Annotated in this window: 26 protein-coding genes and 1 other RNA gene; 14 read left to right on the forward strand and 13 right to left on the reverse strand. The window is 50.0% G+C overall.

Translation table 11 applies throughout. The features are described from left to right. Positions 1-261 precede the first annotated feature (261 nt). On the forward strand, positions 262-1,881 hold the full coding sequence (cimA, locus tag MHI42_RS08175) for a citramalate synthase (protein WP_342423449.1): 1,620 nt from the start codon (positions 262-264) through the stop codon (positions 1,879-1,881). A gap of 95 nt (positions 1,882-1,976) precedes the next feature. On the opposite strand, the gene MHI42_RS08180 is transcribed toward cimA, so the two are convergent. Then, positions 1,977-2,537 carry a TlpA disulfide reductase family protein gene (locus MHI42_RS08180; RefSeq protein WP_342423450.1) on the reverse strand — a complete coding sequence of 187 codons (561 nt, stop codon included), beginning with the start codon at positions 2,535-2,537 and terminating at the stop codon, positions 1,977-1,979. 132 nt (positions 2,538-2,669) lie between these two features. Here MHI42_RS08180 and MHI42_RS08185 point away from each other — a divergent pair, with 132 nt between their 5' ends. Further along, on the forward strand, positions 2,670-3,140 hold the full coding sequence (locus tag MHI42_RS08185) for a M67 family metallopeptidase (protein ID WP_342423451.1): 471 nt from the start codon (positions 2,670-2,672) through the stop codon (positions 3,138-3,140). On the opposite strand, the gene MHI42_RS08190 is transcribed toward MHI42_RS08185, so the two are convergent. From MHI42_RS08190 to MHI42_RS08200, 3 genes are read right to left on the reverse strand one after another with little or no spacing between them, the layout of a single operon-like run. After that, positions 3,126-3,875: an exonuclease domain-containing protein gene (locus tag MHI42_RS08190; RefSeq protein WP_042135741.1), complete on the reverse strand. Its 750-nt coding sequence runs from the start codon at positions 3,873-3,875 to the stop codon at positions 3,126-3,128. The genes MHI42_RS08185 and MHI42_RS08190 overlap by 15 nt on opposite strands. Next, positions 3,872-4,945: a DUF294 nucleotidyltransferase-like domain-containing protein gene (locus tag MHI42_RS08195; RefSeq protein ID WP_342424700.1), complete on the reverse strand. Its 1,074-nt coding sequence runs from the start codon at positions 4,943-4,945 to the stop codon at positions 3,872-3,874. Before MHI42_RS08195 ends, MHI42_RS08190 begins: the two co-directional genes overlap by 4 nt. A 42-nt stretch (positions 4,946-4,987) precedes the next feature. Then, positions 4,988-6,376 (reverse strand): ammonium transporter, encoded by a 1,389-nt coding sequence (locus tag MHI42_RS08200; protein ID WP_171718436.1) that lies wholly within the window; start codon positions 6,374-6,376, stop codon positions 4,988-4,990. 678 nt (positions 6,377-7,054) lie between these two features. Here MHI42_RS08200 and MHI42_RS08205 point away from each other — a divergent pair. Both MHI42_RS08205 and MHI42_RS08210 read left to right on the forward strand, forming a co-directional pair. Continuing rightward, the gene (locus tag MHI42_RS08205; RefSeq protein ID WP_042135737.1) at positions 7,055-7,486 is read left to right on the forward strand and encodes a MerR family transcriptional regulator; all 432 of its coding nucleotides are present in this window, start codon (positions 7,055-7,057) and stop codon (positions 7,484-7,486) included. A gap of 36 nt (positions 7,487-7,522) precedes the next feature. Further along, entirely contained in the window at positions 7,523-8,197 is a 675-nt protein-coding gene (locus tag MHI42_RS08210; protein WP_039299808.1) for a zinc metallopeptidase, read from the forward strand. Between the two features lie 40 nt (positions 8,198-8,237). Here the strand turns inward: MHI42_RS08210 and MHI42_RS08215 are convergent, their stop codons facing one another. Together MHI42_RS08215 and MHI42_RS08220 are read right to left on the reverse strand one after the other, a co-directional pair. Beyond that, on the reverse strand, positions 8,238-9,155 hold the full coding sequence (locus MHI42_RS08215; RefSeq protein WP_039299738.1) for a LysR family transcriptional regulator: 918 nt from the start codon (positions 9,153-9,155) through the stop codon (positions 8,238-8,240). A 14-nt stretch (positions 9,156-9,169) separates the two neighbouring features. Next, the gene (locus tag MHI42_RS08220; protein ID WP_039299735.1) at positions 9,170-9,796 is read right to left on the reverse strand and encodes a rhomboid family intramembrane serine protease; all 627 of its coding nucleotides are present in this window, start codon (positions 9,794-9,796) and stop codon (positions 9,170-9,172) included. A 113-nt stretch (positions 9,797-9,909) separates the two neighbouring features. On the opposite strand from MHI42_RS08220, the gene tpx reads away from it, so the two are divergent. Beyond that, a complete protein-coding gene (tpx, locus tag MHI42_RS08225; RefSeq protein ID WP_171718439.1) occupies positions 9,910-10,428 on the forward strand; it encodes a thiol peroxidase in 519 nt (172 codons plus the stop codon). Between the two features lie 176 nt (positions 10,429-10,604). Here the strand turns inward: tpx and MHI42_RS08230 are convergent, their stop codons facing one another. From MHI42_RS08230 to MHI42_RS08240, 3 genes are all read right to left on the reverse strand, one after another. After that, positions 10,605-10,994, reverse strand: a complete 390-nt coding sequence (locus tag MHI42_RS08230) for a DUF1499 domain-containing protein (RefSeq protein WP_039299722.1) — start codon at positions 10,992-10,994, stop codon at positions 10,605-10,607. A gap of 256 nt (positions 10,995-11,250) precedes the next feature. Further along, positions 11,251-11,442: non-coding RNA, 6S RNA (gene ssrS / locus MHI42_RS08235), on the reverse strand. A 104-nt stretch (positions 11,443-11,546) separates the two neighbouring features. Next, positions 11,547-12,365 (reverse strand): DUF624 domain-containing protein, encoded by an 819-nt coding sequence (locus MHI42_RS08240; protein WP_076244234.1) that lies wholly within the window; start codon positions 12,363-12,365, stop codon positions 11,547-11,549. Positions 12,366-12,542: 177 nt separating this feature from the next. Here MHI42_RS08240 and MHI42_RS08245 point away from each other — a divergent pair, with 177 nt between their 5' ends. Next, positions 12,543-12,638 carry a hypothetical protein gene (locus tag MHI42_RS08245; RefSeq protein ID WP_039299719.1) on the forward strand — a complete coding sequence of 32 codons (96 nt, stop codon included), beginning with the start codon at positions 12,543-12,545 and terminating at the stop codon, positions 12,636-12,638. Between the two features lie 115 nt (positions 12,639-12,753). Here MHI42_RS08245 and MHI42_RS08250 read toward each other — a convergent pair whose 3' ends face one another. Continuing rightward, positions 12,754-14,412 carry a DEAD/DEAH box helicase gene (locus MHI42_RS08250; RefSeq protein ID WP_042235034.1) on the reverse strand — a complete coding sequence of 553 codons (1,659 nt, stop codon included), beginning with the start codon at positions 14,410-14,412 and terminating at the stop codon, positions 12,754-12,756. A gap of 330 nt (positions 14,413-14,742) precedes the next feature. Between MHI42_RS08250 and MHI42_RS08255 the strand changes: the two genes are divergently transcribed. The 4 genes from MHI42_RS08255 (at position 14,743) to MHI42_RS08270 (ending at position 18,905) form a co-directional block, all read left to right on the forward strand. Continuing rightward, positions 14,743-15,567 (forward strand): YitT family protein, encoded by an 825-nt coding sequence (locus MHI42_RS08255; RefSeq protein ID WP_039299805.1) that lies wholly within the window; start codon positions 14,743-14,745, stop codon positions 15,565-15,567. Positions 15,568-15,741: 174 nt separating this feature from the next. Beyond that, the gene (locus MHI42_RS08260) at positions 15,742-15,930 is read left to right on the forward strand and encodes a hypothetical protein (protein ID WP_171718441.1); all 189 of its coding nucleotides are present in this window, start codon (positions 15,742-15,744) and stop codon (positions 15,928-15,930) included. A 239-nt stretch (positions 15,931-16,169) separates the two neighbouring features. Beyond that, positions 16,170-17,405, forward strand: a complete 1,236-nt coding sequence (locus MHI42_RS08265) for a putative glycoside hydrolase (protein WP_171718442.1) — start codon at positions 16,170-16,172, stop codon at positions 17,403-17,405. A gap of 144 nt (positions 17,406-17,549) precedes the next feature. Beyond that, positions 17,550-18,905, forward strand: a complete 1,356-nt coding sequence (locus MHI42_RS08270) for an MATE family efflux transporter (RefSeq protein ID WP_342423452.1) — start codon at positions 17,550-17,552, stop codon at positions 18,903-18,905. A gap of 504 nt (positions 18,906-19,409) precedes the next feature. On the opposite strand, the gene pfkA is transcribed toward MHI42_RS08270, so the two are convergent. Both pfkA and MHI42_RS08280 read right to left on the reverse strand, forming a co-directional pair. Beyond that, positions 19,410-20,381: a 6-phosphofructokinase gene (gene pfkA, locus MHI42_RS08275; protein WP_042212012.1), complete on the reverse strand. Its 972-nt coding sequence runs from the start codon at positions 20,379-20,381 to the stop codon at positions 19,410-19,412. 73 nt (positions 20,382-20,454) lie between these two features. Then, entirely contained in the window at positions 20,455-21,537 is a 1,083-nt protein-coding gene (locus tag MHI42_RS08280) for a tetraprenyl-beta-curcumene synthase family protein (RefSeq protein ID WP_342423453.1), read from the reverse strand. 224 nt (positions 21,538-21,761) lie between these two features. On the opposite strand from MHI42_RS08280, the gene MHI42_RS08285 reads away from it, so the two are divergent. Beyond that, entirely contained in the window at positions 21,762-23,006 is a 1,245-nt protein-coding gene (locus tag MHI42_RS08285) for an MFS transporter (protein ID WP_342423454.1), read from the forward strand. Between the two features lie 237 nt (positions 23,007-23,243). On the opposite strand, the gene MHI42_RS08290 is transcribed toward MHI42_RS08285, so the two are convergent. Further along, entirely contained in the window at positions 23,244-23,441 is a 198-nt protein-coding gene (locus MHI42_RS08290; protein WP_036725228.1) for a cold shock domain-containing protein, read from the reverse strand. 172 nt (positions 23,442-23,613) lie between these two features. On the opposite strand from MHI42_RS08290, the gene MHI42_RS08295 reads away from it, so the two are divergent. The 3 genes from MHI42_RS08295 to pepF all read left to right on the forward strand — a co-directional run bounded on the left by MHI42_RS08295 (position 23,614) and on the right by pepF (position 26,028). After that, positions 23,614-23,847 carry a hypothetical protein gene (locus tag MHI42_RS08295; protein WP_036702226.1) on the forward strand — a complete coding sequence of 78 codons (234 nt, stop codon included), beginning with the start codon at positions 23,614-23,616 and terminating at the stop codon, positions 23,845-23,847. A gap of 6 nt (positions 23,848-23,853) precedes the next feature. Next, the gene (locus MHI42_RS08300) at positions 23,854-24,024 is read left to right on the forward strand and encodes a hypothetical protein (RefSeq protein ID WP_042212004.1); all 171 of its coding nucleotides are present in this window, start codon (positions 23,854-23,856) and stop codon (positions 24,022-24,024) included. Between the two features lie 213 nt (positions 24,025-24,237). Then, positions 24,238-26,028, forward strand: a complete 1,791-nt coding sequence (gene pepF / locus MHI42_RS08305) for an oligoendopeptidase F (protein WP_342424701.1) — start codon at positions 24,238-24,240, stop codon at positions 26,026-26,028. Positions 26,029-26,066 lie beyond the last annotated feature (38 nt).

Consider the following 26,066-nt stretch of genomic DNA (forward strand, 5'->3'; position numbering starts at 1 on the left):
CTTCTTATCTTCAGGGTTCCATTGTTATTGTCAGCATACCTCTTCACCTTGCGGGAGGTCAACTTGCAGAAGAGCCTCTTATGGCGTTTAAGTGAAAAGTTCTTTGTTACTTTCCCGCGTAAAAATGCTATAATATAAAAATTAATTTCATATATGTGTATGCTAACTACAACTACAACTTATGCTAATGCTTCCGAGGCCAGTTTTGCACGAAGCGGTTTCAAGGAAGTTATGCCAAACAACACTTTTAGGAGGACACTCATGTCTAAGTCTATCTCCATCTTCGATACTACCCTGCGCGACGGCACTCAAGGCGAAGGGATCAGTCTGTCGGCGGATGACAAGCTGAAGATTGCCCGGAAACTCGACGATCTGGGTGTCCATTATATTGAAGGCGGCAATCCGGGAAGCAACAGCAAAGACATCGAATTTTTCAAAAGAGTCCAGGAGCTCCACCTGAATGCCAAAATCACGGCATTCGGCAGTACCCGGCGCAAGAATTCAGTAGCGGAGCACGACGACGGGCTGCAAAGAATGATTGATGCCGGTGTTCCGGCAGCGACCCTGGTCGGGAAGTCATGGGACTTCCATGTCCATACTGCGCTGCAGACTACACTGGAAGAGAACCTGGCCATGATCGGCGACTCCATCTCCTACCTGAAACGTCAGGGACTTGAGGTCATTTTCGATGCGGAGCATTTCTTCGACGGGTATAAGAACAACCCCGAATATGCTTCTGCCGTACTCACCCGTGCCCGCGAAGCCGGAGCCGACTGGCTTGTAATGTGCGATACGAACGGCGGCACCCTGCCGCATGAAATTCAGGAGATTGTCTCCGGCATGGGCATCCAGCTTCCGGGGGCTGCTCTGGGCATTCATACACACAACGATTGCGAGCTTGCGGTAGCTAACACTTTAAGCGCAATCGGCGCGGGTGTACGCCAGGTTCAGGGAACCATTAACGGCTATGGCGAGCGCTGCGGCAACGCCAATCTGTGCTCCATCATTCCAACCCTGCAGTTGAAGATGGGGTATTACTGTATACCTGGAGATTCGTTACCCCAATTAACCAACACCGCCCGGTTCATCAGCGAAGTCGCCAACGTGAACATGCCGGTAAACCAGCCTTATGTCGGAACCGCGGCTTTTGCCCATAAGGGCGGCATCCATGTCTCGGCCATTCTGCGCGATTCGCGTACCTATGAGCATATCGCTCCCGAGCTGGTCGGCAACAAACAGCGTGTGCTTGTCTCTGAACTCGCTGGACAGAGCAATGTGCTGTCCAAAGCCCAGGAGATGGGGCTCAGTCTCGACCCAAGCAGCGAACAGGCCCGCAAGGTTATTGATAAGATCAAGGACCTGGAGCATCAGGGATATCAGTTCGAAGGGGCGGATGCCTCGCTTGAACTGCTGCTCCGGGAAGCTACCGGGGAGATGAACGAGCTGTTCACCTTCGAGTCGTTCAAGATGCTGGTAGAGAAAACTGCCGGTCGGCCCGTCGTCTCTGAAGCCTTCGTCAAACTGAAGGTCGGCGGCGAGAACCTGTACACTGCGGCAGAAGGCAATGGTCCGGTCAATGCACTGGATAACGCGCTGCGCAAGGCGCTGCAGACGTATTTCCCGCAGCTTAAGGATATGCACCTCTCCGACTATAAGGTCCGGGTGCTTGACGAGCAGGACCAGACCGCAGCGAAGGTTCGCGTACTCATTGAATCCAAAGACTACGGAGACACCTGGAGCACTGTAGGCGTATCCAGCAACGTGATTGAAGCGAGCTGGGAGGCACTGGTCGATTCTATGCGCTATGCCCTGCTCGGACAGATTTCACTGGATCAGGGCACCCAGGCCAGCAGTGAGCCGAGAGGCTTAGTCAATCACTAACTGCCTTTATCCATAGGTTGTTCAAAAGCAAAAGCCCTCCGGTGCGGAAGTACATCCGCACCGGGGGGCTTTGCAGCACCTTGCTGCCGGCCTCGTCAGGAGCCGGTTAAGGAGATAATCTTCTGCTCCAGTTCCTCAGCGGTCAGGACACCCAGAATGATCTCGCTAATTACACCCTTCTTGTCAATTAGTACATTGGTCGGGAATACAGCTCCATTATATTTATCGAAGATCTGGCCTTTCAGATCATACATCACCGGAAAAGCCAGCATGTACTTTTTGACGAACCGTTCTGCGTTGGGTTTATAATCCTGGCTGGTAACATTGATGCCGTAAATATCCAGCACATCGCTGTATTTCATTGCCAGCTTGTTCAGCTCCGGAGCTTCCTGCTGGCAGGGATCACACCAGGAGGCCCAGAAATTCAGCATTACCGCTTTCTCCCTTGCTCCCCCGACTTCATACTGTTTGTCGCCTTCCTGCAGGATGAATGAAGGGGCTCTCAAGCCTGCGTAAGCACCAGTCTCCGGCTCCGCCTGCTGTTGAAGGACCGCGACCGCTTTCGGTTCAGCCTTGCTTCTATGCTCTATGGCAAGAACGGCCAGAAAAACAATCAGGGCCAGAACAGTCAAATTCCGTTTATGGACTGCTTTCATAGGAGTCAGTTCCTTTGCTTAGAGGATTTTCCTCTATTGTACCCCCACCTGCTGCAGTTTCAAACGTTATTTGCAATAAAAAAAGAGGATTCCGTCAAAGACGAAATCCCATGAAGAGAGAGGGGTGAAGATATGACAGCGAGCCAGGGAATCCCCCAGTCCATCAGACTGAGCTCTTCCGTACAGCATATGCTGGGGAAGCATCTGCTGTCCTGTTATCCGCAGGAAGCCTGCGGAATCCTGCTGGGAGCTGCCGCAGCGGGCGGCATGTGTATCGACAACTATGTGCCGGTACGCAACGTAGCGCCTGACCCGCTGCATTCTTTCGTACCTGATCCCGGAGAATGGATCAGAGCCGTATACCGTGAACCCGCACCTGTCGGATTCTTCCACTCCCATCCGCATGCTGCGCCCTGGCCTTCTCTTGCCGATCTGAACGGCCTGTCTTCGCTGGGGCCTGAGTTCAAGGTATACCTGATCGGCTCTCCGGGAACCGGTCATACCGATACTCCGCTGTTGAACGGCTTCCTAATACAGCGTACGGACAGCAATGGCTCTGTACAGACACCTGCCTTACAGCATGTGCCCTTAAGTCCTGCTTAGATAAGCGTACAGATCGCCCAGTGTCTCCACCTGGTTCTTCTGGGAAATCTGCCGGAGATAAGCTACCCATAATTTCGCCGTCATTTTGGCATCCTCCAGCGCATGATGACGGCCTTCAATCGGGATCTCGTGGATGGCCAGCAGCTCATCCAGCGTGTAATTACTGCGGTGCGGCTCCAGCCAGCGGGCCAGCATCATCGTATCCAGTACCCGGTGGGTCAGCTGGACCTTGGAGGTTTTCCATAAGGCGGCATTCAGAAAAGATTTATCATGTGCACTTCCATGCGCTACCAGTACTCTCTGTCCGACAAAGGACATGAAATTGTGCAGTCCGTCCATCAAAGACGGGGCACTGGATGTCATTTCCTCTGAGATCCCGGTCAGCCTGGTAATATTATCAGGAATAGCCGTCCCGCAATTCACGAGCGTGTAGAAACATTCGTCTTCCTTAATCTCTTCCCCTACCACACGGATCGCCCCGAAGGACATAATTTCATCCCCGCCCTGATGGGAGAAGCCGGTAGTCTCAAGATCAAATATAACGGTCTCCAGCTCAGAGAGCGGCGTGTGCAGCACTTCCGGACGCCGTTTTTCGCGCATAAGAGAACGGATAAAAGCCATCTGCTGTGCGGTTTGCTGCGCCGATTCTCCGCCTCTCATGGAAGCGATGGCGGATGGCATTCCACCTTGTCTCAGGTTGTTCCAGAACCCTCCGCCTTTGTTCGGCTCCTTCATGGCTGTCTCCTTTCCGCGGACCGGAGCTGACGCTGCAGGGCCTTGTGCAGGCGCCTGACCAGCAGCAGACTTTCCCGCAGCTCACTTCTAAGCTGCTTATTCTTCAGATCATTCTCGGCATAGTAATCACTGCTTGCAAGCAAGCCGTCCTCTACCGTATAAGGCGTATTCACACGCATCTTCAAGGCCGTCAGAAATGCCCGCCGGATCTCTTCAAGATGCTGGTAGTTGTCCAGTTCAGCCAAATGCTCAAGCCTCTTCAGCGTCGAAGAATCCTCTATCCTGTGCAGCAGCGACAAATGCCTGACAATATTGACAAGCGGGATATAAAGCCCGTATTTGACATCAAAACCGCCTGCATAATCGCCAAACCGCTCCGTGAGCACCTGTCCAAGCAGATTAAGCGTTGCTTTATGACGCACGGTATTGCGCAGCACAGCCATTGTCAGTTTGTGATTGTCTGCAAACCCGGCATGAAAGGCTTCCTTCCACTTCGCGGACAACTCTACGCTGCCGGCCACATGGCGCATATCAGAAGCTATGATCAGGTAACGGACAGGCTCCCATTCCAGCTGCTCCATCCATCCCGCCAGCTGATGCTCCCATTCAGGCAGTGTTTTACGCCACAAAGGTTCGGAGCACATCACCTTGCCGTCGCATTTCTCGTATCCTGTAGTTTCAAGCACATCGGACAACATGGCTCCAAAGGCTTCGAAATAGCTTTTCTTGAGCCCATCCAGCTCTCCTTCTACAATCAAACCATTATCCTGATCACTCCACAGCGTAGCTTCCTGTCTGCCTGCACTGCCGAATACAATAAAGGAATAGGCGCAGGGAGGCAGGCCATAGCCCGCCTCCTTCATCTGCGCCTCACATATGTGTACCGCTGTTCTTGCAATCTGATCATGCATTGCATTCACCCGGCACATCCATTCCTCAACCGGAATAACGTTTAATTGCTCCAGAAGTACTTTTTGACAAGCGGTACGCCTGGCCTTAAGCTCCTGCGGCGAACCGGCCGTTACGATGGACAAGTATCTTTCATCTTCGTTCCAGTCTGCTGTCTCCATCGAAGCCACTCGGTCCGCCTCCCTATTGAGTAGAAGATATAATTATTTCAAGGGTTTGGATTCCGATTCTGTAATCAGTTTCATTTGTTCAGGATAACCGTAAGTACCATGCTCACTGATATCCAGACCCATCAATTCTTCTTCTTCCGTTACACGAAGTCCGATAACCATCTTCATCACGTAGAGGATAATGAAGGACATCACTGCCACGAAAGCAAAGGTACCGATTACACCAAGCGCCTGTACTCCCAATTGGTGTAGCCCGCCGCCGTAGAACAGGCCGGCCTTACCAACACCAACAGTTTCAACAAGCTCAGGTGTTGCGAACAAGCCTGTAGAAATCGCTCCCCACATCCCTGCAATACCGTGAACAGAGAAGGCGTAGATTGGATCGTCAAGTCCTGCACGTTCCAGCCACTGCGAAGTCATGAATGTGAAGGCACCAGCTACAAAGCCGATAAGAATTGCCGCCCAAGGCTCTACAAATGCGCAGGCACCAGTGATCGCAACGAGTGCAGCCAGAACACCGTTCAGCATTGCCGGAATGTCCGACTTGCCGAAGTACAGCCAGGAAGCAATCAGTGCTGCCAGACCGCCTGCCGCTGCAGCCAGGTTCGTTGTCAGAGCCACGTGGCCGAAGAATCCGCCCATCGGGGACAATGCACTACCCGGATTGAAGCCAAACCAGCCGAACCAGAGAATGATAACACCGAGTACTGTGAATACCTGGTTGTGACCAGGAATGATAACCGGTTTGCCTTCTTTATTGAACTTGCCCAGACGGGGTTTAAGGAGGATTGTTGCCACAACAGCTGCAGTTGCACCTGTAAGATGGACAACCGTGGAACCTGCATAGTCCTGCATGCCCAGCTCAGCCAGCCAGCCGCCGCCCCATACCCAGTGAGCTACAACCGGATAGATCACTACTGAGAAAAGAATTCCGAAGATGATGTATACGCTCAGCTTCGCACGTTCCGCCATACCACCGGATACGATCGCCAGAGAAACCGCTGCGAAAGCCATTTGGAACAGGAATTTAACATTTAGAGTGACATCGGAGAATAACAGGGATTCGAACGAGGAAGCCGTTGTATCTCCACCGTAGAAGAATCCTGTAGTACCGAAGAAGCTATTGCCGTTACCGAAGCCAAGACCAAAGCCCAGAGCCCAGAAACACAAGCTTGCAATGGCCAGTGTCAATACCGTCTTACCGGCAACGTGGCCTGCATTCTTCATCCGGACCGAACCTGCTTCAAGCATTGCAAAACCAGCTTGCATAAAGAATACAAGGATAAATGCCAGGAACGTAAACGCAGTGTCAAGTCCGATTTGCAGATCCGGTGTTGCCGGACCCTCAGCTGCAAATGCGCTGACCGGATAGATCATCAGTGTAACCATGGCCAGGAACATCATCAACATCTTTTTTTTCATACTTTACCCCACTCCCCAATGTTATATTTTCTAACAAAGCGTGAAACTCTTAATGTCATTATAATCAGAAGTCAGGGAAATTGACAAGACTATTTTTTTGAATGTTTTAATTTATTATCGGAAGCTCACGATTTATTCACCGTATGACAATTCCCCCGCCAGATCGCAGATAATCCGCAGAAACCGCCAACTTCCATACCAGTCAAGGATGCAAGCGCATACACTTCGCGTAGGATTCAAGATCTTTCATTATGTATTTTTATTAATATCAGTTAGTAAACATACCTTTTCACGCCGGATTTTACCTGACATCACCCTTGTTTATCTTCAATATAAAATATGTTTAACCGCTTTTCCCAAGCGGCTGATTAGAATATCCGGGATATTTTGGGTTCTTAAGTCCATACATCACATGTCGTGTTATATATAAACTTTGCCTTCCCTGTCTGAATCCCCACCATTATGGAAATCTGTGCTCCCGCACTCCGCAAAGAAGGTATCCCTCATATAAATAAACAGCGAATCTTTCAGAAATTACAGCATATACTTTAAGTAAGTGTGACGTTTGACTGTATGGTTTGCGATTTGGTATCATTAATTATAAGAATAATAAATGAAGCAGGGCACATCGCTGTATTACAGCCTGCCGCTTCGAGCGAGGTGAGATGACTTGGAGATATGACCCTTTATCGTATTGGTGAGCTGGCCAAGGCGGCCGGCACGAGTGAGCGTACCATTGATTATTATACGAAGCTCGGACTTATTACACCCGAATCAAGAAGCATGAAGAACTACCGGCTGTACAGTCATGAAACCTTGATCAATTTACAACGTATTAATCAGCTAAAGCAGGAGAAATATACATTGGAAGAAATCAAATCCCTGATGGGCAAATGGAACGCAGCTACACCGGAAGCCGAGGTCTCGGGCAAGCTGGTTCAGCTTGAGATTCAGATGCAGCAGCTTGAACGCGAGGTCAAGGCTCTTGAACCGGTAATTAGCGGTTTGAAGCCCGGACAGGCCAACCGGGCATTAGCAGCATTAATTCCGCAAGGTGTTGCCTGCATGGAAGCGATCCGGCTTCTGCTGACGCAGGGGCCGCCAATGTAACAGCTTGTAACTTAAAGTGGAGGAATGAGACATATGATGCCCCTAATGTATCTATTATTAATTATCGCTTTTATCTTCTCCGTGTGGGCCCAGTTCAGGGTCAAGGGTAATTTCAAGAAATGGGCCAAGGTGCCCAACATGAATGGATTGACCGGATATGAAGCCGCACGCCGCATGCTTGACGCCAACGGATTGTACGACGTGCCTATTGAACCGGTACGGGGTACCCTCTCCGACCACTACGACCCGATCAACCGTGTTGTCCGGCTGTCTGAGCCCGTATATTATGAAAGCTCCATCGCAGCGGTTTCCGTCGCCTGTCACGAGATTGGCCATGCGATTCAGCATAAGGAACATTATCCGATGCTGACACTCCGCCACCGGATGTTCCCGGTTGTTAACTTCGCATCAGGTGTTGCACCCTTTATGCTGCTGGCCGGTTTTATTTTCAGCTCATTGAATCTTATTGGTCTGGGGATCATTTTCTTCTCGGCCGCAGTAGCTTTCCAGCTTGTCACGCTGCCTGTTGAGTTCAATGCCAGCAGCCGGGCACGCCAGATCATGGTCCAGCAAGGCTTCATCCGCAATGAAGAGGAACGCGGGGTCGCCAAGGTCCTGAATGCCGCAGCACTCACGTACGTGGCAGCAGCATTAGTCTCGCTGCTCGAGCTTATCCGGCTGATCCTCATGTTCCTGGGGAACCGCGACTAAGTGCGGACCCTTAGATAATTACAAACAATACCCCGGTAGGCTATGAGCCGACCGGGGTATTGTTTTGCTGTCTGTCTTTGAAATATGTTAGCAGGAAGGTACGGAATGAACGGGCCACCAGCGGCAGCTTGCCGTCCGCCCTGTGAATCAGCCCCACCGTTCTTGTAACCGAGGGTTCAACGACCCGGACCTGCGCCGGCTGCATCGGATTGGTCTGGTAGAACGCCATCTCCGGCAGCAGACTTACTCCCATCCCGGCAGCTACCAGACCGCGGATCGTATCTGTCTCCCCGCCTTCAAAAGCGATCTGCGGCTTGAACCCCGCCTGCAGACAAGCCTGCCATACAATCGGCCGCAGTGAGTAGCCTTGGCTGAATAAGACGAATTTCTCTTCCCGCAGCTGTTCCAGCCGGATCACTTCCTCTCCGGCCAGCGGATGATTCTGCGGCAGAATGGCGAACAGCTCTTCAGTCATCACAATATCTCCGGCCACATGCCCGTCATTCTCCGGAAATGGAGAAATGAAGGCCAGATCCACCTCACCCGAAATCACATCCTTAATTAACGACGGATAGGCCCCCTGTTTAAAGCGGAATTTAACATGCGGATAATGACGGCGGAATTCCGCAACAATGGAAGGAATGAGATGGGTCCCGAGACTATGCGGGAACCCGATGCGGATCTCCCCGCGCTCCGGATCAAGGAATTCATGAACCTCCGCCACCGAACGGTCCAGTTCATTAAGGAGCGACTCTACTCTTTTGCAAAAGAGCTGTCCGACGGGAGTAAGCTGCAGGTTCCTCCCTTTCTGCATGAACAGATCTACACCGAGCTCCTGCTCAAGCTGATGAATCTGGCGGCTTACTGCAGATTGTGCGACATGCAGCTCCTCCGCCGCTCTGGTGACATGTTCCTTTTGGGCAACCTTTAGAAAATACTGCAGCTGTCTAAGCTCCACGTCTACACCCTCTCTTATCGTCGGTTTCGTTTGAACACGCGGATCATTAGTCCGTAAATGAAGAAGCCGGCTACCAGACCGCCGATATGGGCCATATAATCTACATGCGGTGTGGCAAACGACATAATAATCCCCATCACCAGGAGGCCGTACAGCGTCTTGCGCGAGCCCTCGTCCATCATCGTTCTTTGCAGTAACGCAATGTAGAGGAATGCTCCATAAACGGCGTAGATGGCTCCAGAGGCGCCTACAGAGACAATCCCGATCTCTACTACTCCGCGGCCGCTGACGGCAACCCCCAGAAGGTTCGCCAGGAACCCGCCGGCCAGATACAGCAGCGCATACCGCCACCAGCCCATCAGCCGCTCCAGGGGAGGCGCAAATACCAGCAGGGCGAAACTGTTAAAGAACAGATGGGCAAACCCGTTATGCAGGAACATGGCCGCAGCGTAGCGCCACAGCTCTTCTTTCTCCGGTCCGACATTTACCGTTGCCCCGAACTTCACGAGAGTCTGCAGATTCGTTGAGCCGCCATTCAGCGACAGTACAATGAACATCAGCACATTGGCCAGAATCAGCACACAGGTTACCGGATAATACCGGAGATAACTTTTCCACTTCTCGTATCGTATGAAAATCATAGCACCCATCCTTTTATGTATGTTTGTCCGGCTCGACATTCAGCTTCTAAAAAGATTATAATTTATTGTGGCAGTAACAATCCAATATTGCAATCCAAGGAGGAAACAAGGACATGACGCAAGAAAGAACAGGCGTAGCTACTTTTAAAGGCAATCCCATTACTCTCGTAGGACCTGAACTGAAGGCAGGAGATTCCGCACCGGCATTCGTGGTAAGCAAGAATCTGCTGGAAGATGCTTCACTCGGTGATTATGCCGGCAAAATAAAGCTGATCAGCGTTGTGCCTTCCCTCGACACCGGTGTGTGCGATGCACAGACCCGCCGCTTCAACAGCGAGGCTGCCGGTCTCGGCGATGACGTGGTTATCCTCACTATTAGCACAGACCTGCCTTTCGCTCAGGCACGCTGGTGCGGCGCTGCAGGCATTGACAGTGTAATTACACTCTCCGACCATAAGGAAACCTCCTTCGGACAAGCCTACGGCGTACTGATCAAGGAATTCCGTCTGGATATGCGTTCCATCTTCGTAGTGGACAAGAATGACAAGCTGGCTTATGTTGAATATCTTGGCGAAATGGCAGAGCATCCGGACTATGAAGCTGCCATCTCTGCTGTTCGGGCACTGCTGTAACCGCAAGCGCACCATACTTATACATTTTCAGTCTTACTTTTGTGAAAAAAAGCGGCAGAAGGTCATCCTTCTCCCGCTTTTTGCGTATGATGAGCCCTATTTATTAATGCCCGGCACGGCTTGTACCGCGCTTAGAAACCGCATACAATCTCTGGACAGAAAAGTGCAGCTTGCTCTTAGTCAGCCTTATATTTGCCCAGCTTCTTATCGAGTGACTGGTACAAACGCTGAATGACACGGTAATTGGCACCCAAATCGCCAAGCGATCCTCTGGATGCGGAATACATATCTACGGCACAGCGTACCGGAGAGGTACTCAGCACAGATACGGTGATATCCAATGTGCGGCCGAATGCCGTTCTCTTCTCCAGGGTGATCTCCCCTACAGACTGTACTTCGTGAAGCACTTTGAATCCAGGAATCTTCTTCAGCGTTGCGGATACTTCATCCCACGCCTTGTCTCTTGAAAGAGTGTAATAACGTGTTTTGAGTGTCGGATCTTTTGCACGGTCGCTTGTTCCGTCATGACTGCGAAATAAACCGACCAAGGTTCTTTTCAACGACAAAATTCTTCCCCCTCTTCAAATCCCAAGTTCATTACTCTAAGTGTAACACTCTTATCCCCGGAACAAAAGAGCATAGCGCACTTTGTCCGGGTAAATAGCCCAGCCAGGCAGGGCAGTCCTAACATCCCGCTTCCATTAGCTGGCGGGTACAGCAATGCACTTACAAGTACTGCTCACAAAAAAACCGGAACACACACCATAAAAGGCACCCTACTCCTGCAGTGAGCAGGTAACAGGGTGCCTTGTCAAAAACAGTAGAAAACCCGCCTATGCCGTCCGGCTGCAGTGTCTTCTGAACCTGCTATAGCAGGTGGGTGACCGCAGAAGTCGTTTTTGAATTCCCCAAGTCGTATAGACAGGGCTGTTCAGCCGCGCTTCATGTAGATCTCCCAAGACATTATCATTGGTTCAAAACAACGAGCAACCATAACGTACATCGCAGGATTTATTAATATTATATTGCGTTTTAACGAAAAAGTAAACCTGTATGCGCTTTAATTAACACTGGAATAAATTTCCGTCAAAATTATTGATCTTACGGTTACCGGAATGTTAACTCTTCTTGAGGTTAATACCCTCTTCCGCTTCCTCATCATCCTCGTCAGAAGGCATGCCTTCATTCTCGGCTGCTTCCAGCGCCGCCTGCTCTTCAGCCAGCTTCTTCTTCTCCACCTGCAGCTGCAGCTTGTTGTAGGTTGCATAGAAGTTAAAGAAAGCAAGCATAGCAATGAATGTAGGAATACAAAGAGCGTAGAGCACCGGATACCGCAGACCTATATAGAGAAGAACCGCTGAACCAATTAGTGTAGAGAATACACGGATCGGCCGGGCGATGGTCAACAGAATGGAGTTGGTCACCACTTCCTTGAAGGTCATCTGGTAATGAACCACGATCGAGAAGAAATTGAACATGGAAACGAACAAAATAATCATCAGCACTAGCATCAGGATACCGACGATTTTGAAATTGGCCATTTGTGTCATGTATACGGTAACATCAACGTACATAATCACGAACAGCAGGGTGTAGATAATACCTCCAAGCATGCTTTTGAAATAATTCTCTTTGTACCCCTGAAAAAAAGTGCGGAATGTGCTTACATCTGTGTTGCCCATCACCCATTTGCGCACCACTGTAAACAACGCCGCCGTAGCGGGAAATACAGTGAATGGCGCGAGTACGCCAAGTACCCAGTTGAGCGTGATCTGCTCATTCGGTCCGCCTGCTTCCGAACCCAGCATAATCATCTTCATAACTCCTGCGAACAGAAACGGAACCGAACACAGTGCCCACAAAATATTACTGAAGGCAATACGTGATATCCATTCTGTGATGCGGTATAAACCGCCCATTGCTCCCTTAAACTCCAATTCCCTTCCTCCTGTCTATCTAGCGCATACTGCGTATCTTAACTATACCCTATTTGACCCGGACTTTTCCAGCGCCCAAGTTTACAAGTTATAGGTAAGTGTCTACGCAAGCTCTGTGATCCGTCCATATATTAGAATCGTAACCACAACAACCACTGTTTAAAGGAGGTTAACCCCATGTCCGCACCCGGTTGCTGCAATCCTTGGACTTCCACCGGCACCATTCTGGTCCTGTTCATTCTGCTCGTCATTATTACCCGCACTTTCATCTAAACGTGCATGATAAGGATAAGGTATTACTAGAAGCATATAATTTCCTATCTCTGCAAAAAAAGAAGACGAGAACCGCTCGCGGTCGCTCGTCTTCTTCCTATGTCAAACGCAATGCTTAAACGTCGTAATCCTGTTTAGCCGGACGGGTGCTTGTGCTGCTTGGGCGTGCCGAAGGTTTACGGTCTGCGCTGCGGCTTGCACCGCCATCGCGTCCTGCTCCCGCATCACGGTTGCCTTTGTAGCCGCCGCCGTAGCTGCTGCCGCTGTTGCTGCCATAGCCGCTGCTGTAGCCGCCACGTGTGCTTCCGCCGCTGCTGGCATTATCACGGTTACCGCGATAGCCGCCGCCACTGCTGCTGCCAGTTCCGGAGCCTGTACGGTTACCGCCATAGCCGCCGCCGTTAGGCTTGCGTCCGCTGCGGATATCGTTCTTGCCTCCGCGGCGTTTCGCGCGGATCGGATCTTCAGGAGTCAGCTCGATTTGCGCATCCTTGTTATCGCCGGTAAGAAGCTTCATAGCTGCGGATAGCAGCTGTACAGAATCATATTGTTCCAGCAATTGAATGGCAATACCTTTGTATTCGTTCAGTTCGCCGCCGTCCTCAACCATTGCCAGCAGACGTTCAGCTGTAATGCGCTGTTTGCCTTCAATAGCCTCAGCCATAGTAGGAAGCGGTTTACGAGTAATGCGGTGACGGGTAACACGTTCGATCAGGTGCAGGTGATCCATTTCGCGAGGAGTCACGAAGGACCATGCAGTTCCTTCTTTACCGGCACGGCCGGTACGGCCGATACGGTGTACATAGCTTTCCGGATCCTGCGGAAGGTCAAAGTTGATTACATGAGTTACACCGGAAACGTCCAGACCGCGGGCTGCAACGTCTGTAGCAACCAGTACATCAATACTGCCGTCGCGGAATTTGCGCATTACAGCATCGCGCTGGTTCTGCGACAAGTCACCATGCAGGCCATCAGCGGAATATCCGCGTTTCTGCAATCCTTCAGCAAGCTCGTCTACCCGGCGTTTGGTACGGCCGAAGACGATAGCCAGATCAGGGGACTCCATATCAATCAAACGGCTGAGCGCTTCGAACTTCTGGCGTTCAGGAACTTCAATATAAGCCTGATCGATTAGCGGTGCGCTGATTTGCTTAGGAATTACGGATACATGCTGTGGATTCTTCAGGAACTGCTGGGCAAGACGTTGAATGTTAGGAGGCATAGTAGCCGAGAAGAGCATCGTCTGGCGTTCTTCCGGAACGAGCTTGAGGATCGTCTGGATATCCTCCATGAATCCCATATCCAGCATTTCATCAGCTTCATCAAGTACAATGGTCTGTACATCATCAAGACGGATGGTTTTGCGGTTGATATGATCCAGGAGACGTCCAGGAGTACCAATAATGATCTGTGGTTTCTTCTTAAGTCCGCGGATTTGACGGCCGATATCCTGCCCGCCGTAGATAGCCAGTGAACGAAGTCCCTTGAAGCGGGTCAATTTGCCAATTTCTTCCGCTACTTGGATAGCAAGCTCGCGTGTAGGCGTCATAATCAACGCAACGATTTTTTCTTCTTCCCGGACGATCTTGGAAATGAGGGGAATCCCGAAAGCAGCGGTCTTACCTGTACCCGTCTGTGCCTGGCCGATCAGATCCGATCCGGCCATTGCAAGCGGAATTGCCTGCTCCTGAATGGGTGTTGCTTCCTCAAATCCTAGTTCAGTGATTGCCTGTAGCACTTTTGGCTCCAAGCCGAATTCTGCGAATGTTTTCAAATTATTCATGCTCCTTCTATACAGTGGACATTCCACATGCTTGTCTGTATTCTTAAGTAGCGGTAAACACATTTATAGGCTGTCCAATCATGCCGTATTTCCTGCATGGTTTAGCGCGTATTGGGACAAAAAAATGTCCTATGATCAGGCCACTACATATACCTGACAACTGTAACTTCGCATTCTAAGCAATGCAAAAATACCATTGTAACGTCCTACTCAAGAATATCCTATACATTATATCACAAACCCGATCAGGAATACCAGTACATTCCTTTCTTTCATTACTTACATTAAAACTTACATTAAACATAGAGGTGAATTTGTTTGTTGAAACTCAGACTATTCGGGAGTTATCTGGCCGTAATCTTCGGTTCTGCGATGATTGCCTGCGGCTTCAATCTGTTCCTGATCCCGCACAGACTGCTCAGTGGAGGAGTATCGGGCCTTGCCATGCTGGTCGGTTACTTCACTCCATTTAATATCAGCCTGCTGTATTTACTATTCAATGTGCCGCTGCTTGCCGCCGGCTGGTTCCAGCTCGGACGGAGGTTCATCATCCTCAGTATCCTCTCTGTCGGAGCCACAACCTGGCTGATGACCCTGGTACCGGTGCATCAGGTATCCTCGGATATGCTGCTCGCTTCCGTCTTCGGAGGGGTGCTTGTAGGTGTCGGGGCCGGAGTGTCTTTCCGTGTGGGCGGCTCGTCCGGCGGTTTCGATATTCTGGGCTCGATTATTACACGTTACCGCGATTTCCCGATTGGCAATGTCCTGGTCGGCCTTAACGGGCTCGTTATTCTGGCCGCAGCTTATTTCGATAACAACTGGAACCTGGCACTTGCTTCCATGGTCTCCATTTATGTAAGCGGCAAGGTCGTTGATCTGATTCATGTCAGCCACATCAAAGTCACCGTCTATATAGTAACAACCCGGACGGATGAGCTTCTGCAGCAATTGCTGGGGCTTCAGCGCGGTGTCACAAAGATTAAGACGGAAGGTGCTTATTCTCATGTGGAACGGGACATGCTAATGACAGTGACCACACGGTACGAACTCGCAGAGCTCAAACGGATCATCAAAACAAGCGACCCGCAGGCTTTTGTGAACATCGTTGAAACAGTCGGGGTTATGGGGTCTTTCCGCAAAAGATAGGCTCCGAAAAAAATGCGCATATTTTAAAATTGTGATATATTAGTACCACGCAGGACCCTAATTTCATGAAGATTGTGATTTACCCCTCTTTTTTCCAGGCACTTCGTTTTTCCGGGTGGACCCTGAATTCTAATTCAGTTCGATTCGAAAAAGGAAAGGGTGATTTTTGTGGAAATGGAAACGGTAAAACTGTCAGCAATCGTCATGAGGTGGTATCCCGATATGATACCGTTTCTGAAGCAGGACGAACTCAATTCTGTAATCGTTCTGCGTGACGGTCTGAGTATTCTGGAACCGGCAGATGCCATGGATATCATCCATTACAGCATTTGCGAGCATCAGAATTCTGCGTATCTTCACTGAGCAAGCTGCCCTAAGAGCAAGTTTTTATAGTTGCCGCTTCGGATTTGGCCTTCGTGCCGGATCCGAGCGGCATTTACTTTTTAATTCAGCGGTTCAAAATCCGTACATCCCGTTTATAAACAACAAGAGCGGTTTTTTATGACACCAAAAATTACGGGGATTGTTACAAGTCTGTTCTTTTTGAGTGCACCCGTTACTTTATACTTTAAGGGAATGTACATAAAGGGAGCGAATAACGAATGAACATCACCTGGGCATTACTGATGATGGCCCTGGGAGGCGTTGGTGTGCCGAATAACGGCCACGACGCTGATGTGGCAGCAGCACTGCAGAGCGCCATGAATCCCCCCATCGTCGCAGAACACACTACGAATCCAGAATCAACAGCGATTACACCGGGTGGAGCTGGCAGCACGGCAGCGCCGGAACCTTCACCAAGCGCAACACCAGACGCAGCACTTCATACCGATCCGCAGCCGGATGCACCTAAGGTTAAGGGGATTTATGTAACAGCCTACAGCGCCGGGGGCGAACGCATGGAAACCCTGCTCGCCCTGCTCGACAAGACGGAGCTGAATTCCATGGTCATCGATATCAAGGATGACGCCGGTTACATCACATACAAAACGGATAACACAGAGCTCCAGCAAATGGGACATCCCCAGCCGTTCATTGGAGATATCAACAAGCTGATGACACGTCTGAAGGAGCATGACGTATATCCGATTGCCCGGATTGTTGTTTTCAAGGACTCTGTATTGGCCAAGAAGAACAAGGAATTATCCTTTGTAAATACCGACGGCTCAGTCTGGGCTAACAAGGGCGGAGACAGCTTCGTGAATCCTTATAATGAAGCGGTGTGGAAATACAATGTGGATATTGCCAAAGAAGCCGCGAAGCTCGGATTCAAGGAAATTCAATTTGACTATGTACGCTTCCCTGAAGGCTTCGAGAAACGTGCAGATACACTGAAATACACCAAGAGTGACAGACCGCGTGTAGAAATCATTGCCGACTTTGTCAAATATGCCAAAGCAGAGCTCGCGCCGCTGGGCGTACGTGTATCTGTTGATATCTTCGGCTATGCAGCTTCAGTTCCTGCAGCAGAGGGCATTGGCCAGGATTTCGTCAAAATATCGAAAAATGTGGATGTCATCAGCCCGATGATCTATCCAAGCCATTACTCTACCGGCTGGTTTGACGTCAAAGATCCGGACAAGGACCCTTATGCTACAATCAAAGGCTCAATGGTCGATACGCACAAGAAGCTTGATCCGCTCGGCAGCTACAAGCCTGTAATTCGTCCATGGATTCAGGATTTCACCGCCAGCTGGCTCGGCAGTGGCCATTATGTCAAATACGGCAAGAAGCAGGTTGAAGACCAGATCCGCGCCTTGAAGGACGAGAACGTGGATGAATTCCTGCTCTGGAACGCCAATAACCGTTATACCTCGGAAGTGGATTACGAACAATAAGCTTACAGCAATTATCTGATGTATCCAATCACCATAAGACATCACTATAAGACGATCCGGAACCCGGCAGCTGCCGGGTTTTTTACTGAGAATTAAGCATGTACATCCTACAACTACTATTAAGATAACGAGGCACCCACTATTATGAAACAGACATCCTCCATTAAACAAAAAGCCGGACAGTTTCTGCATATCCTGCTTCCGATCCTTATTACACAGATCGCCTTGTCAGCCATTACTTTCTTCGATACGAACATGTCCGGTAAATTCGGCACGAACGATCTCGCCGGTGTTGCTATCGGCACAAGCTTGTGGATTCCGATTCAGACCGGACTCAGCGGGATTCTAATGGGAATCACGCCGATTGTCTCCCATCTGATCGGCAGCCGCCGCAATAAAGATGTTGCCCATCAGGTCATGCAAGGCATGTGGCTCTCCTTGCTCGTATCGGTGCTGGTGCTCATTCTGGGCGGATTGGCCCTATCGCCGGTACTCAATTTCATGAATCTGGAGCCAGAGGTACGCGATATCGCCTTCCGGTTCCTGCGGGCGATTTCTTTTGGCATCATTCCGTTGTTCGGCTATACCGTAGTCCGCAGCTGCATTGACGCACTGGGTCAGACCCGTGTCTCGATGTTCATCACACTGATCGCTCTTCCGGTTAACGTGGGACTGAATTACCTGCTGATCTTCGGTAACTTCGGCTTCCCCCGCCTTGGTGGAGTAGGCGCCGGTGTAGCCTCAGCCATTACATACTGGGTAATCTTCCTGATTGCCCTGGTCTTTATCTATCGTGCCGAGCCTTTCAGGGGTCTGCAGCTCTTCCGCAAATTTCATGCCATGTCGCTGAGCAGCTTTAAGGAACTGCTGAAGATCGGTGTGCCTATCGGCTTCTCAATTTTTTTTGAAACTGCGGTTTTCTCAGCCGTAACACTGCTTATGAGCCGCTTTGATACGGTTACTATTGCAGCCCACCAGGCAGCGATCAATTTCGCGTCCACCCTGTATATGATTCCGCTGAGCATCTGTATGAGTCTGACGATACTTGTCGGCTTCGAGAGCGGCTCCGGCCGGCTTAAGGATGCCCGCCAGTACGGGATCATGGGCATTGGAACGGCAGCGGTCCTCTCCCTGCTTACCGCGCTGGTGCTGCTGTTTGCCGGCAGCCATGTCGCCGGGCTGTATTCGGATGAACCTGAAGTGATATCGCTAATTCAGCATTTCCTGATCTATGCAATCTTTTTCCAAATCTCCGATGCCATCGCAACTCCAATTCAAGGTGTACTGCGGGGGTATAAGGATGTCAATCCTGCCTTCATCATTTGTTTCATTGCTTACTGGGTGATTGGTCTTCCAGTCGGATACCTGCTCGCGACTTATACTGATTTGGGCGCTTACGGCTACTGGATTGGGCTGATTACGGGTCTGGCTATCGGAGCTATTCTGCTGCTGTCGCGGCTGGTCAGAGTGCAACGAAGATTCGCTGTTGAGAAGGCTTGAACTTTACAAAGGCATTTGGCAGGAATAGTTCACAGAAATAGTTCACAGAAAGTGCAAGTAAGTATAGTGCAAGTGATTAGTTAGATCCGATTAGTTAGCTCAGACGAAGAACATCCCTTGCTGCCAAGTTGGCGGAGGGATGTTCTTTTTTTAGCCCAGAAGTCCGGGCGTTGGATCCTTAGTTCACCCGCGCAGCGGCAAGGTAATTTTCTTAAGCCCATTCTGAATAGATGAAATGTTGCAGTTTTTACAACTTGGGTCCATACATTTCTGGGATTTAGGAAGGATTGTTGTATGAAATACAAGAATTGTTTCGATAATCTGCTTGGAGGAGGGGAAATGCTGCATTTCATACAACAATTCATTAATATAGTCGATTTACTGCGGGGATTGTTGTATTTAGTGCAGGAATTCAGAAATGTTGAAGGTCCTGGGTCCCTAAGATGCAACAAACCCGCCTGTCTCCAGGCGGGTTTAAACATATTAAATAATAGTTCGCTGTTTCTATTGGGACAAACGGGAAGCCAATTCATACAGATCCGTGTCGAAGTCTTTCTTCGTGTTAACTACGGTATCGATATCAGTAAGAGTCAGTTCACCCTTGATAATTCCGCATGCTTTGTCCGATTCGCCTTCAATCAGCTTGCGGACTGCGAAGTCACCCAGACGGCTGGCCAGGTTGCGGTCACCAGGAGTAGGTGTACCTCCGCGCTGGATATGTCCAAGAACAGTTACGCGGGCATCCAGAGAAGCATGGCGGTCCTTGAGCGCCTGTGCCACATCTTCGCCTTTGCCTACGCCTTCAGCAACAATTACAATACTGTGGCGTTTGCCGCGGGCGAAATTGTCCTTCATCCGGTCGGCTACTTCATTCAGGTCATACGGCATTTCAGGTACAAGAATCGTTTCTGCACCGGAGGCAAGACCTGCATGCAGCGCGATGTCTCCGCAATGGCGGCCCATAACTTCCACGATCGAAGAACGCTCATGGGAAGACATGGTGTCACGCAGCTTATTAATCGCATCCACTACAACGCCAACGGCTGTATCGAAGCCAATCGTGTAATCAGTGAAGGAAATATCATTATCGATGGTACCCGGCAGAGCCATGGTGTTAATACCCAGCTTGCTGAGCTTGTTGGCTCCTTTGTAAGAACCGTCACCGCCGATGACTACCAGGCCGTCAATGCCCATTTCATTAAGAATGTCAGCACCTCTCTGCTGGCCTTCAGGCTTCAGGAACTCCAGACAGCGTGCAGATTGCAGAATGGTACCTCCGCGCTGGATAATGTCACCCACACTGCGCAGATCCATCGGGAAAATATCACGGTTGAGCAGACCCTGATATCCGCGCTGAATGCCGAACACTTCAATTCCGAAGTAGATCGCACTGCGGACAACCGCACGTACAGCGGCGTTCATGCCCTGTGAATCTCCTCCACTGGTTAGTACTGCGATTTTTTTTACGTTTGCCATTCTGTTTGTTCCTCCTTAAATTTGCGCCGGATGTCCTCCGTGTCGGAAAGAGCCCCGGCAGCATCTAGTGCGACTAATACATGTGTTTGCGTATCCAGCGGCTGTTAACGAAGAAGAATAGCCGGGTCAGCGGGCTTTTTCTCATCAGCCGTTTGGATACAGAGCGAACCTCCCGCTGTTCGCTGACTTTCGGATCGGATAAATAAAGTGCCAAGAGCCCCTCGATGACCATACGATGCATTGAGGTCTCGGGAAGAGTCCGGACATCCTTGCGGGCCCACTCCACGATGGAAGCGATCCGATTCAGCATAGTATCAGTGTCATCATAATAATTGCAGAAATTGAGGTCTCCGCCTGCCCGGTCTTCGTCCTGGTCAATCAGATAATCCAGCATAATGTGCAGTCCGCACACATGAGGAAAATAAGCAGCACGAATTGAAGCCGATGCGTTCAGGCTCAGCTTGGGATCACATGAGGCCAAAAAAAGCATAAAGACGCCAAGGGTTGAACCGGTTGCGGCTGCAAACTCATTCCACCCGAGATGAGGTGCACGATGGCCCTCTCTCTCCCACCATTCCTTCAGGGCAGCTTCCCTGAGCTCCGGACGAATGTGCTTGTAGACCTGAAGATCGGTGTACAATACGGCCAGATCATGAATCTCAGCAGCGGCGGCTGCGTATCCGGGAAGCTGAGAGGTCATCTCCTGGCATTTGCGGACCAGCCTGTACAAATATCCGCCGTCATTCTGTTCACTGCGCAGCGCGTAGTAATTCACCGGCTCCGCCTCAGGGTTAATAGCATCAAGCATGGATTGATGTAGCAGCCGGAAATCGGCAGGGTCAAGCGAAGTACTGCGATCACATAGGTTGTCCAAATAATCACTGATCGTCTGATAAGCAACAATTAGCGGAATCAGTATATGTCTCATCGACAAATTGCCGGCGGCATAAATACCGCCGCCTTCGCAATGAAACTGCTTCGTTTCAATGCTGGCAAGCGCTTGCTTGCGGAGCTCGGGATCGGGAATCCCTTCTGCATCCTGGCGCCAGAAATCGAGGCATGCCCGCACTTCCGGCAGCACGTACTTGTAGACCCTGTTCATCAGTCCAATGGGACCGCGCGGACTAAGGTAACGGCCTTGCTCAAATTCATTCAATGACAGTGCCTCCACATTGTTGTCTCCTTATCCAAATCATCATTATTATAATATGCAGAGCGTATTTGTACAAACAACAAAATCACTTTCGCAAAACCTTGAAAGATTCAGAAAAACGTTTTTCCACGTAACCCCTGCCTCACCAGCTTTATGCTATACTATTACCCGTTCGACATTAAATGTATGAGATTAGGCTTATTTCATATCCGGAGGAGTGCAGGTTCATGTATGCAGGACGGAGCGGCGGCCAATATAGCGATCAAAACTGGCTGCGATCCTTTATGTTCACCCTATACGGCACCAGTGTGCTGGTTGTATCCTATTTCCCTTTATTCTATTCACATCTGGGCTTCAGCAGCCCGCAGATGGGTCTGCTCTACTCTGTCGGCCCGCTGATCTCCATTCTCTCCAATCTGTTCTGGAGCATGATGAGTGACCGTCTGGGCACTGTCCGGAAGATCATGGCCCTCCTGCTCGGAGGCCAGCTGGTAACCGCTATCATTCTCGCCAGAGCCGCAGATTTCTCGAGTGTTATGCTTATTTTGTCCGTTTTCTATTTCTTCTATTACCCTGTATTTCCGCTTGCGGACACCATGGCTATCAAAATTGCCCAGCGTCACGGCCGGAACTTCATTGCAATCCGTGTATTCGGCTCGCTCGGGTATTCGTTCTTCGCCCTAACGATCGGTTATGTGCTGAGAGCACTTGGTCCTGAATATAGTGTAGGCATTTGCATCGTGATTGTCGTGACCGCACTGCTTATTACCTTCGGACTGAAGGATGTGAAACGCAGCGAGCCAGCTCCCGCAGACGTAAGCGGGGACGCTTCCGGCAAACCGCTTAAAGGCGGCGGACTTAAAGAAATTCTATTTCAAAAAGAAGTGCTGTGGTTCTTCAGCTGTGTCTTCCTGCTCGCTATCGGTTACCGCATGAATGAAGCCTTTCTGACCATCAGCCTCAAGGGAATGAATGCCGGGGATGAGATTATCGGCTGGGCATTGCTGGCTTCTGCTCTTAGTGAGATCCCGATCTTCTTCCTGCTGAGCAAATACGGTGACAAGTTCAAGGAACTGCCGCTGCTTGCTTTCGCAAGCCTGATGTTTGCCTTGCGGTTCCTGTTCATGTCACTGGCTCAGGAGCCGGGAGCTGTAGTTGCCATTCAGGCTATGCACAGCGTCTCCTTCGGCATCTATTATGTAACCGCCGTCCGTTATATCACGCGGATTATCCCGGATCATCTCCGGGCAACGGGAATGGCACTGTTCACGGTTGTATGGTCCAGCGGTGCCGGTCTGCTTAGCGGTACCTTCGGCGGCCTGATCTATCAGGATGCCGGACGGATTGTATTCTATATGGTGGCTACCGGATTCTCGATTCTTGCTTTTATCGGCTTCCTGTCCAAGCATCTGATGGATGTGGGGGGAGGCCCCGACCGGCCGTTCCGGAGAAAAGCCAGGACTCCGCTCTGAGTATTGTATTGTGACAGGCTATGATGATAATCCGCTTCCGTATACCTGCAATTATAAAATCAGCCATGCTATCCCTTCCCGGGAACAGCATGGCTTTCTTAATTCTATAGAAGAAATAAAAAAACACAGTTCCCGGGAGAACTGTGTGCTGCTTAAGTTGCTTGTTGCTACTCATGCAAATGCGTGTTGCATCAAATATATATATTGCGGCTGGCAGAAGCTCTGCCTAACCGTATCTTATAATTTAACTACGTTCGCTGCTTGTGGACCGCGGTTACCGTCAGTAACATCGAATTCAACCGCTTGGCCTTCATCCAAAGTCTTGAAACCGTCGCCTTGAATTGCTGAGAAGTGAACGAATACATCTTCGCCGCCTTCTACTTGAAGGAAACCATAACCCTTTTCTGCGTTAAACCATTTTACTGTACCTTTCAAATGAACAACCTCCTAAAAATACCGCCATATATGGCGTATGCTTACATTATACTCCATCTATACTTGTAAAGCAATCCATCTTTTCCCTGTATTCGTGATTTAATTTGCTTTTCCCTTCTCCGGTGCGTTATCATTGAGCCAAAAGCCAAAAATCGCCAGGGTGGTAATGATAATGATCAAAAAACATGAAATATACAAAACAGACAAATGGAATATGATGACAGTGGAAGTTCAGGGACGTTATATTATCCTTCGTGAAATTTCCGATCAATGGGGAGAAGAAACACATACCTTCATGAGCCGTCCGGCCATGATGCAGTGGGTCAACAACCGCTTCAACAAAGAGTCCTACAAAGACAATGAAGAAGAGTACAAGAATATCATCGCTGCCTTCAAACAGGTATAAGCGGGAATGAACAATGAGAACCTTGTAATCTATGTAATTGTCGTTCTGTGTCTGGGTGCCGTGCTCGTTATGAGCAAGGACAAGATGCCGCCGCGTCTGAAACGCGGCATGGCCTTAACTGCAGTCATCATGATTGCACTCGCTTTTGTCTTCATTATTTACAGCATGCTCGCATAATTTCACCGCAAGTAACTTTAAGATTAATAATCAGGATTTGGCAGGACATACTAAGCCTACTTTAAGATTCAGGAGGCTGCTGTCATGTCGTTTACTTCCAAATCCCTCCCGCTGCTGCTTATTCTCGGCCTGCTGCCGGGGAATGTGTCCGCAGCAGTGCCGCAAGCCGAGACTATGTCTGCTGCATCCCATCAACCGAGGAGGATTATATCTATGGAACAATTACCCAAGAGAAGTGAAGTGCCCGCCGAGAACCGCTGGAAGCTTGAAGATATGTTTGCTTCAGAGGAACAATGGGATGCCGAATACAAGGAAGTGAAGGAGCTAATCACAAGCGCCTCTGACTTCCAGGGCAAGCTTGATTCTCCTCAGGCCCTCAAGAAATGCTTCGAGCTGGACGATAAGCTGTCCCTGCTGACTGAACGCCTCTATGTCTATGCGCACATGCGCCAGGATGAAGATACGGCGGCTCCTAAGTATCAGGCACTCTCCTCAAAAGCCAAGAAGCTGGGCGTTGAAGCCGGGGAAGCTCTTTCTTTTGTCACACCGGAAATTCTGGCTCTGCCAAACGAAACACTGGACCAGTTCATTGCCGATCCTTCTCTCTCTGACTACACCTTCACCTTAACGGAAATGAAGCGTGAGAAAGCGCATGTCCTCTCCAAAGCGGAAGAAGCATTGCTCGCTCAGGTGGGCACTCTTGCCCAGGCTCCGCAGACTGTGTTCGGCATGCTGAACAACGCGGATCTGAAATTCCCGAAGGTCAAGAATGAAGATGGCGAGGAAGTTGAGCTCACCCACGGAAGTTACATCCAGTTCCTGGAAAGCCCGGACCGTGAAGTGCGCAAGAATGCCTTCAAAGCGGTCTATGAGACCTACGGCAAGCAAAAGAACACCATCGCTGCTACGCTTAGTGCGAATGTGAACAAGAATGTATTTTACTCGCGCGTGCGCAAATACCCTTCCGTGCTGGAAATGTCCCTCTACGGTGACAATATTCCGAAGGAAGTCTACACTAATCTGATCGACACCATCCATGAGAGCCTGCCGCTGATGCACCGTTATATGAAGCTGCGCCAGAAGCTGCTTGGAGTAGATGAGTTACATATGTACGATTTGTTCGCTCCGCTCGTGGACGAATACAAGCTGAATATTACTTTTGAGGAAGCCAAGAAGATCACTAAGGAAGGCCTTAAGCCGCTCGGCGAGGATTACCTAAGCGTGCTGCAGGAAGGCTACGACAATAGCTGGATTGACATTTATGAGAATGAGAACAAACGCACCGGCGCATACAGCTGGGGAGCTTACGGCACCCACCCTTACGTGCTGCTGAATCATAATGACAACCTCAACAGCATGTTCACACTGGCACATGAAATGGGCCACGCCCTGCATTCCTACTATTCAGACACGACGCTGAAATACCGGGATGCCCAGTACACCATTTTCCTGGCAGAGGTAGCTTCTACCACCAATGAAGCCCTGCTGATGGATTATCTGCTGAACAAGTCGACCGATCCGAAGGAAAAAATGTACCTGCTCACCTATTATGCCGACCAGTTCCGCACTACCGTGTTCCGGCAAACGATGTTCGCCGAATTCGAGAAGATTATTCACCAGCGTGCTGAAGAAGGTGAATCGCTTACTCCTCAGGACCTCTCTGCAATCTACTACGACCTGAATGTGAAGTATTACGGTAAGGATATGGTCGTGGATAAGGATATCGAGATGGAATGGGCGCGGATTCCGCATTTCTATAACAGCTTCTACGTCTACAAATATGCTACCGGATTCTCGGCGGCGACCAGCTTCGCCAAACAGATTCTGGAGGAAGGCAAACCGGCGGTTGACCGTTACCTGGGCTTCCTGAAGAGCGGCGGCAGTGATTATTCCATTAATATCCTGACCAAAGCCGGCGTCGATATGTCTTCACCTGAACCGATCCGCGAAGCAATGAGCGTCTTTGAAAGTGTGATTGAACAGATGGAACAGTTGACCAAGTAAGGCAGAAAGCTTAGTATTACAGTAATCCCTTGCCCTTT

Source organism: Paenibacillus sp. FSL E2-0178, from assembly GCF_038593005.1.
Lineage (GTDB): Bacteria > Bacillota > Bacilli > Paenibacillales > Paenibacillaceae > Paenibacillus_AQ > Paenibacillus_AQ phytohabitans.

Coding starts and splice junctions, on each gene's coding strand:
- cimA (WP_342423449.1), top strand. CDS start 262: ATGTCTAAGTCTATCTCCATCTTCGATACTACCCTGCGCGACGGCACT.
- MHI42_RS08180 (WP_342423450.1), bottom strand. CDS start 2,537: ATGAAAGCAGTCCATAAACGGAATTTGACTGTTCTGGCCCTGATTGTT.
- MHI42_RS08185 (WP_342423451.1), top strand. CDS start 2,670: ATGACAGCGAGCCAGGGAATCCCCCAGTCCATCAGACTGAGCTCTTCC.
- MHI42_RS08190 (WP_042135741.1), bottom strand. CDS start 3,875: ATGAAGGAGCCGAACAAAGGCGGAGGGTTCTGGAACAACCTGAGACAA.
- MHI42_RS08195 (WP_342424700.1), bottom strand. CDS start 4,945: ATGGAGACAGCAGACTGGAACGAAGATGAAAGATACTTGTCCATCGTA.
- MHI42_RS08200 (WP_171718436.1), bottom strand. CDS start 6,376: ATGAAAAAAAAGATGTTGATGATGTTCCTGGCCATGGTTACACTGATG.
- MHI42_RS08205 (WP_042135737.1), top strand. CDS start 7,055: ATGACCCTTTATCGTATTGGTGAGCTGGCCAAGGCGGCCGGCACGAGT.
- MHI42_RS08210 (WP_039299808.1), top strand. CDS start 7,523: ATGCCCCTAATGTATCTATTATTAATTATCGCTTTTATCTTCTCCGTG.
- MHI42_RS08220 (WP_039299735.1), bottom strand. CDS start 9,796: ATGATTTTCATACGATACGAGAAGTGGAAAAGTTATCTCCGGTATTAT.
- tpx (WP_171718439.1), top strand. CDS start 9,910: ATGACGCAAGAAAGAACAGGCGTAGCTACTTTTAAAGGCAATCCCATT.
- MHI42_RS08245 (WP_039299719.1), top strand. CDS start 12,543: ATGTCCGCACCCGGTTGCTGCAATCCTTGGACTTCCACCGGCACCATT.
- MHI42_RS08260 (WP_171718441.1), top strand. CDS start 15,742: ATGGAAACGGTAAAACTGTCAGCAATCGTCATGAGGTGGTATCCCGAT.
- MHI42_RS08265 (WP_171718442.1), top strand. CDS start 16,170: ATGAACATCACCTGGGCATTACTGATGATGGCCCTGGGAGGCGTTGGT.
- MHI42_RS08270 (WP_342423452.1), top strand. CDS start 17,550: ATGAAACAGACATCCTCCATTAAACAAAAAGCCGGACAGTTTCTGCAT.
- pfkA (WP_042212012.1), bottom strand. CDS start 20,381: ATGGCAAACGTAAAAAAAATCGCAGTACTAACCAGTGGAGGAGATTCA.
- MHI42_RS08285 (WP_342423454.1), top strand. CDS start 21,762: ATGTATGCAGGACGGAGCGGCGGCCAATATAGCGATCAAAACTGGCTG.
- MHI42_RS08295 (WP_036702226.1), top strand. CDS start 23,614: ATGATCAAAAAACATGAAATATACAAAACAGACAAATGGAATATGATG.
- MHI42_RS08300 (WP_042212004.1), top strand. CDS start 23,854: ATGAACAATGAGAACCTTGTAATCTATGTAATTGTCGTTCTGTGTCTG.
- pepF (WP_342424701.1), top strand. CDS start 24,238: ATGGAACAATTACCCAAGAGAAGTGAAGTGCCCGCCGAGAACCGCTGG.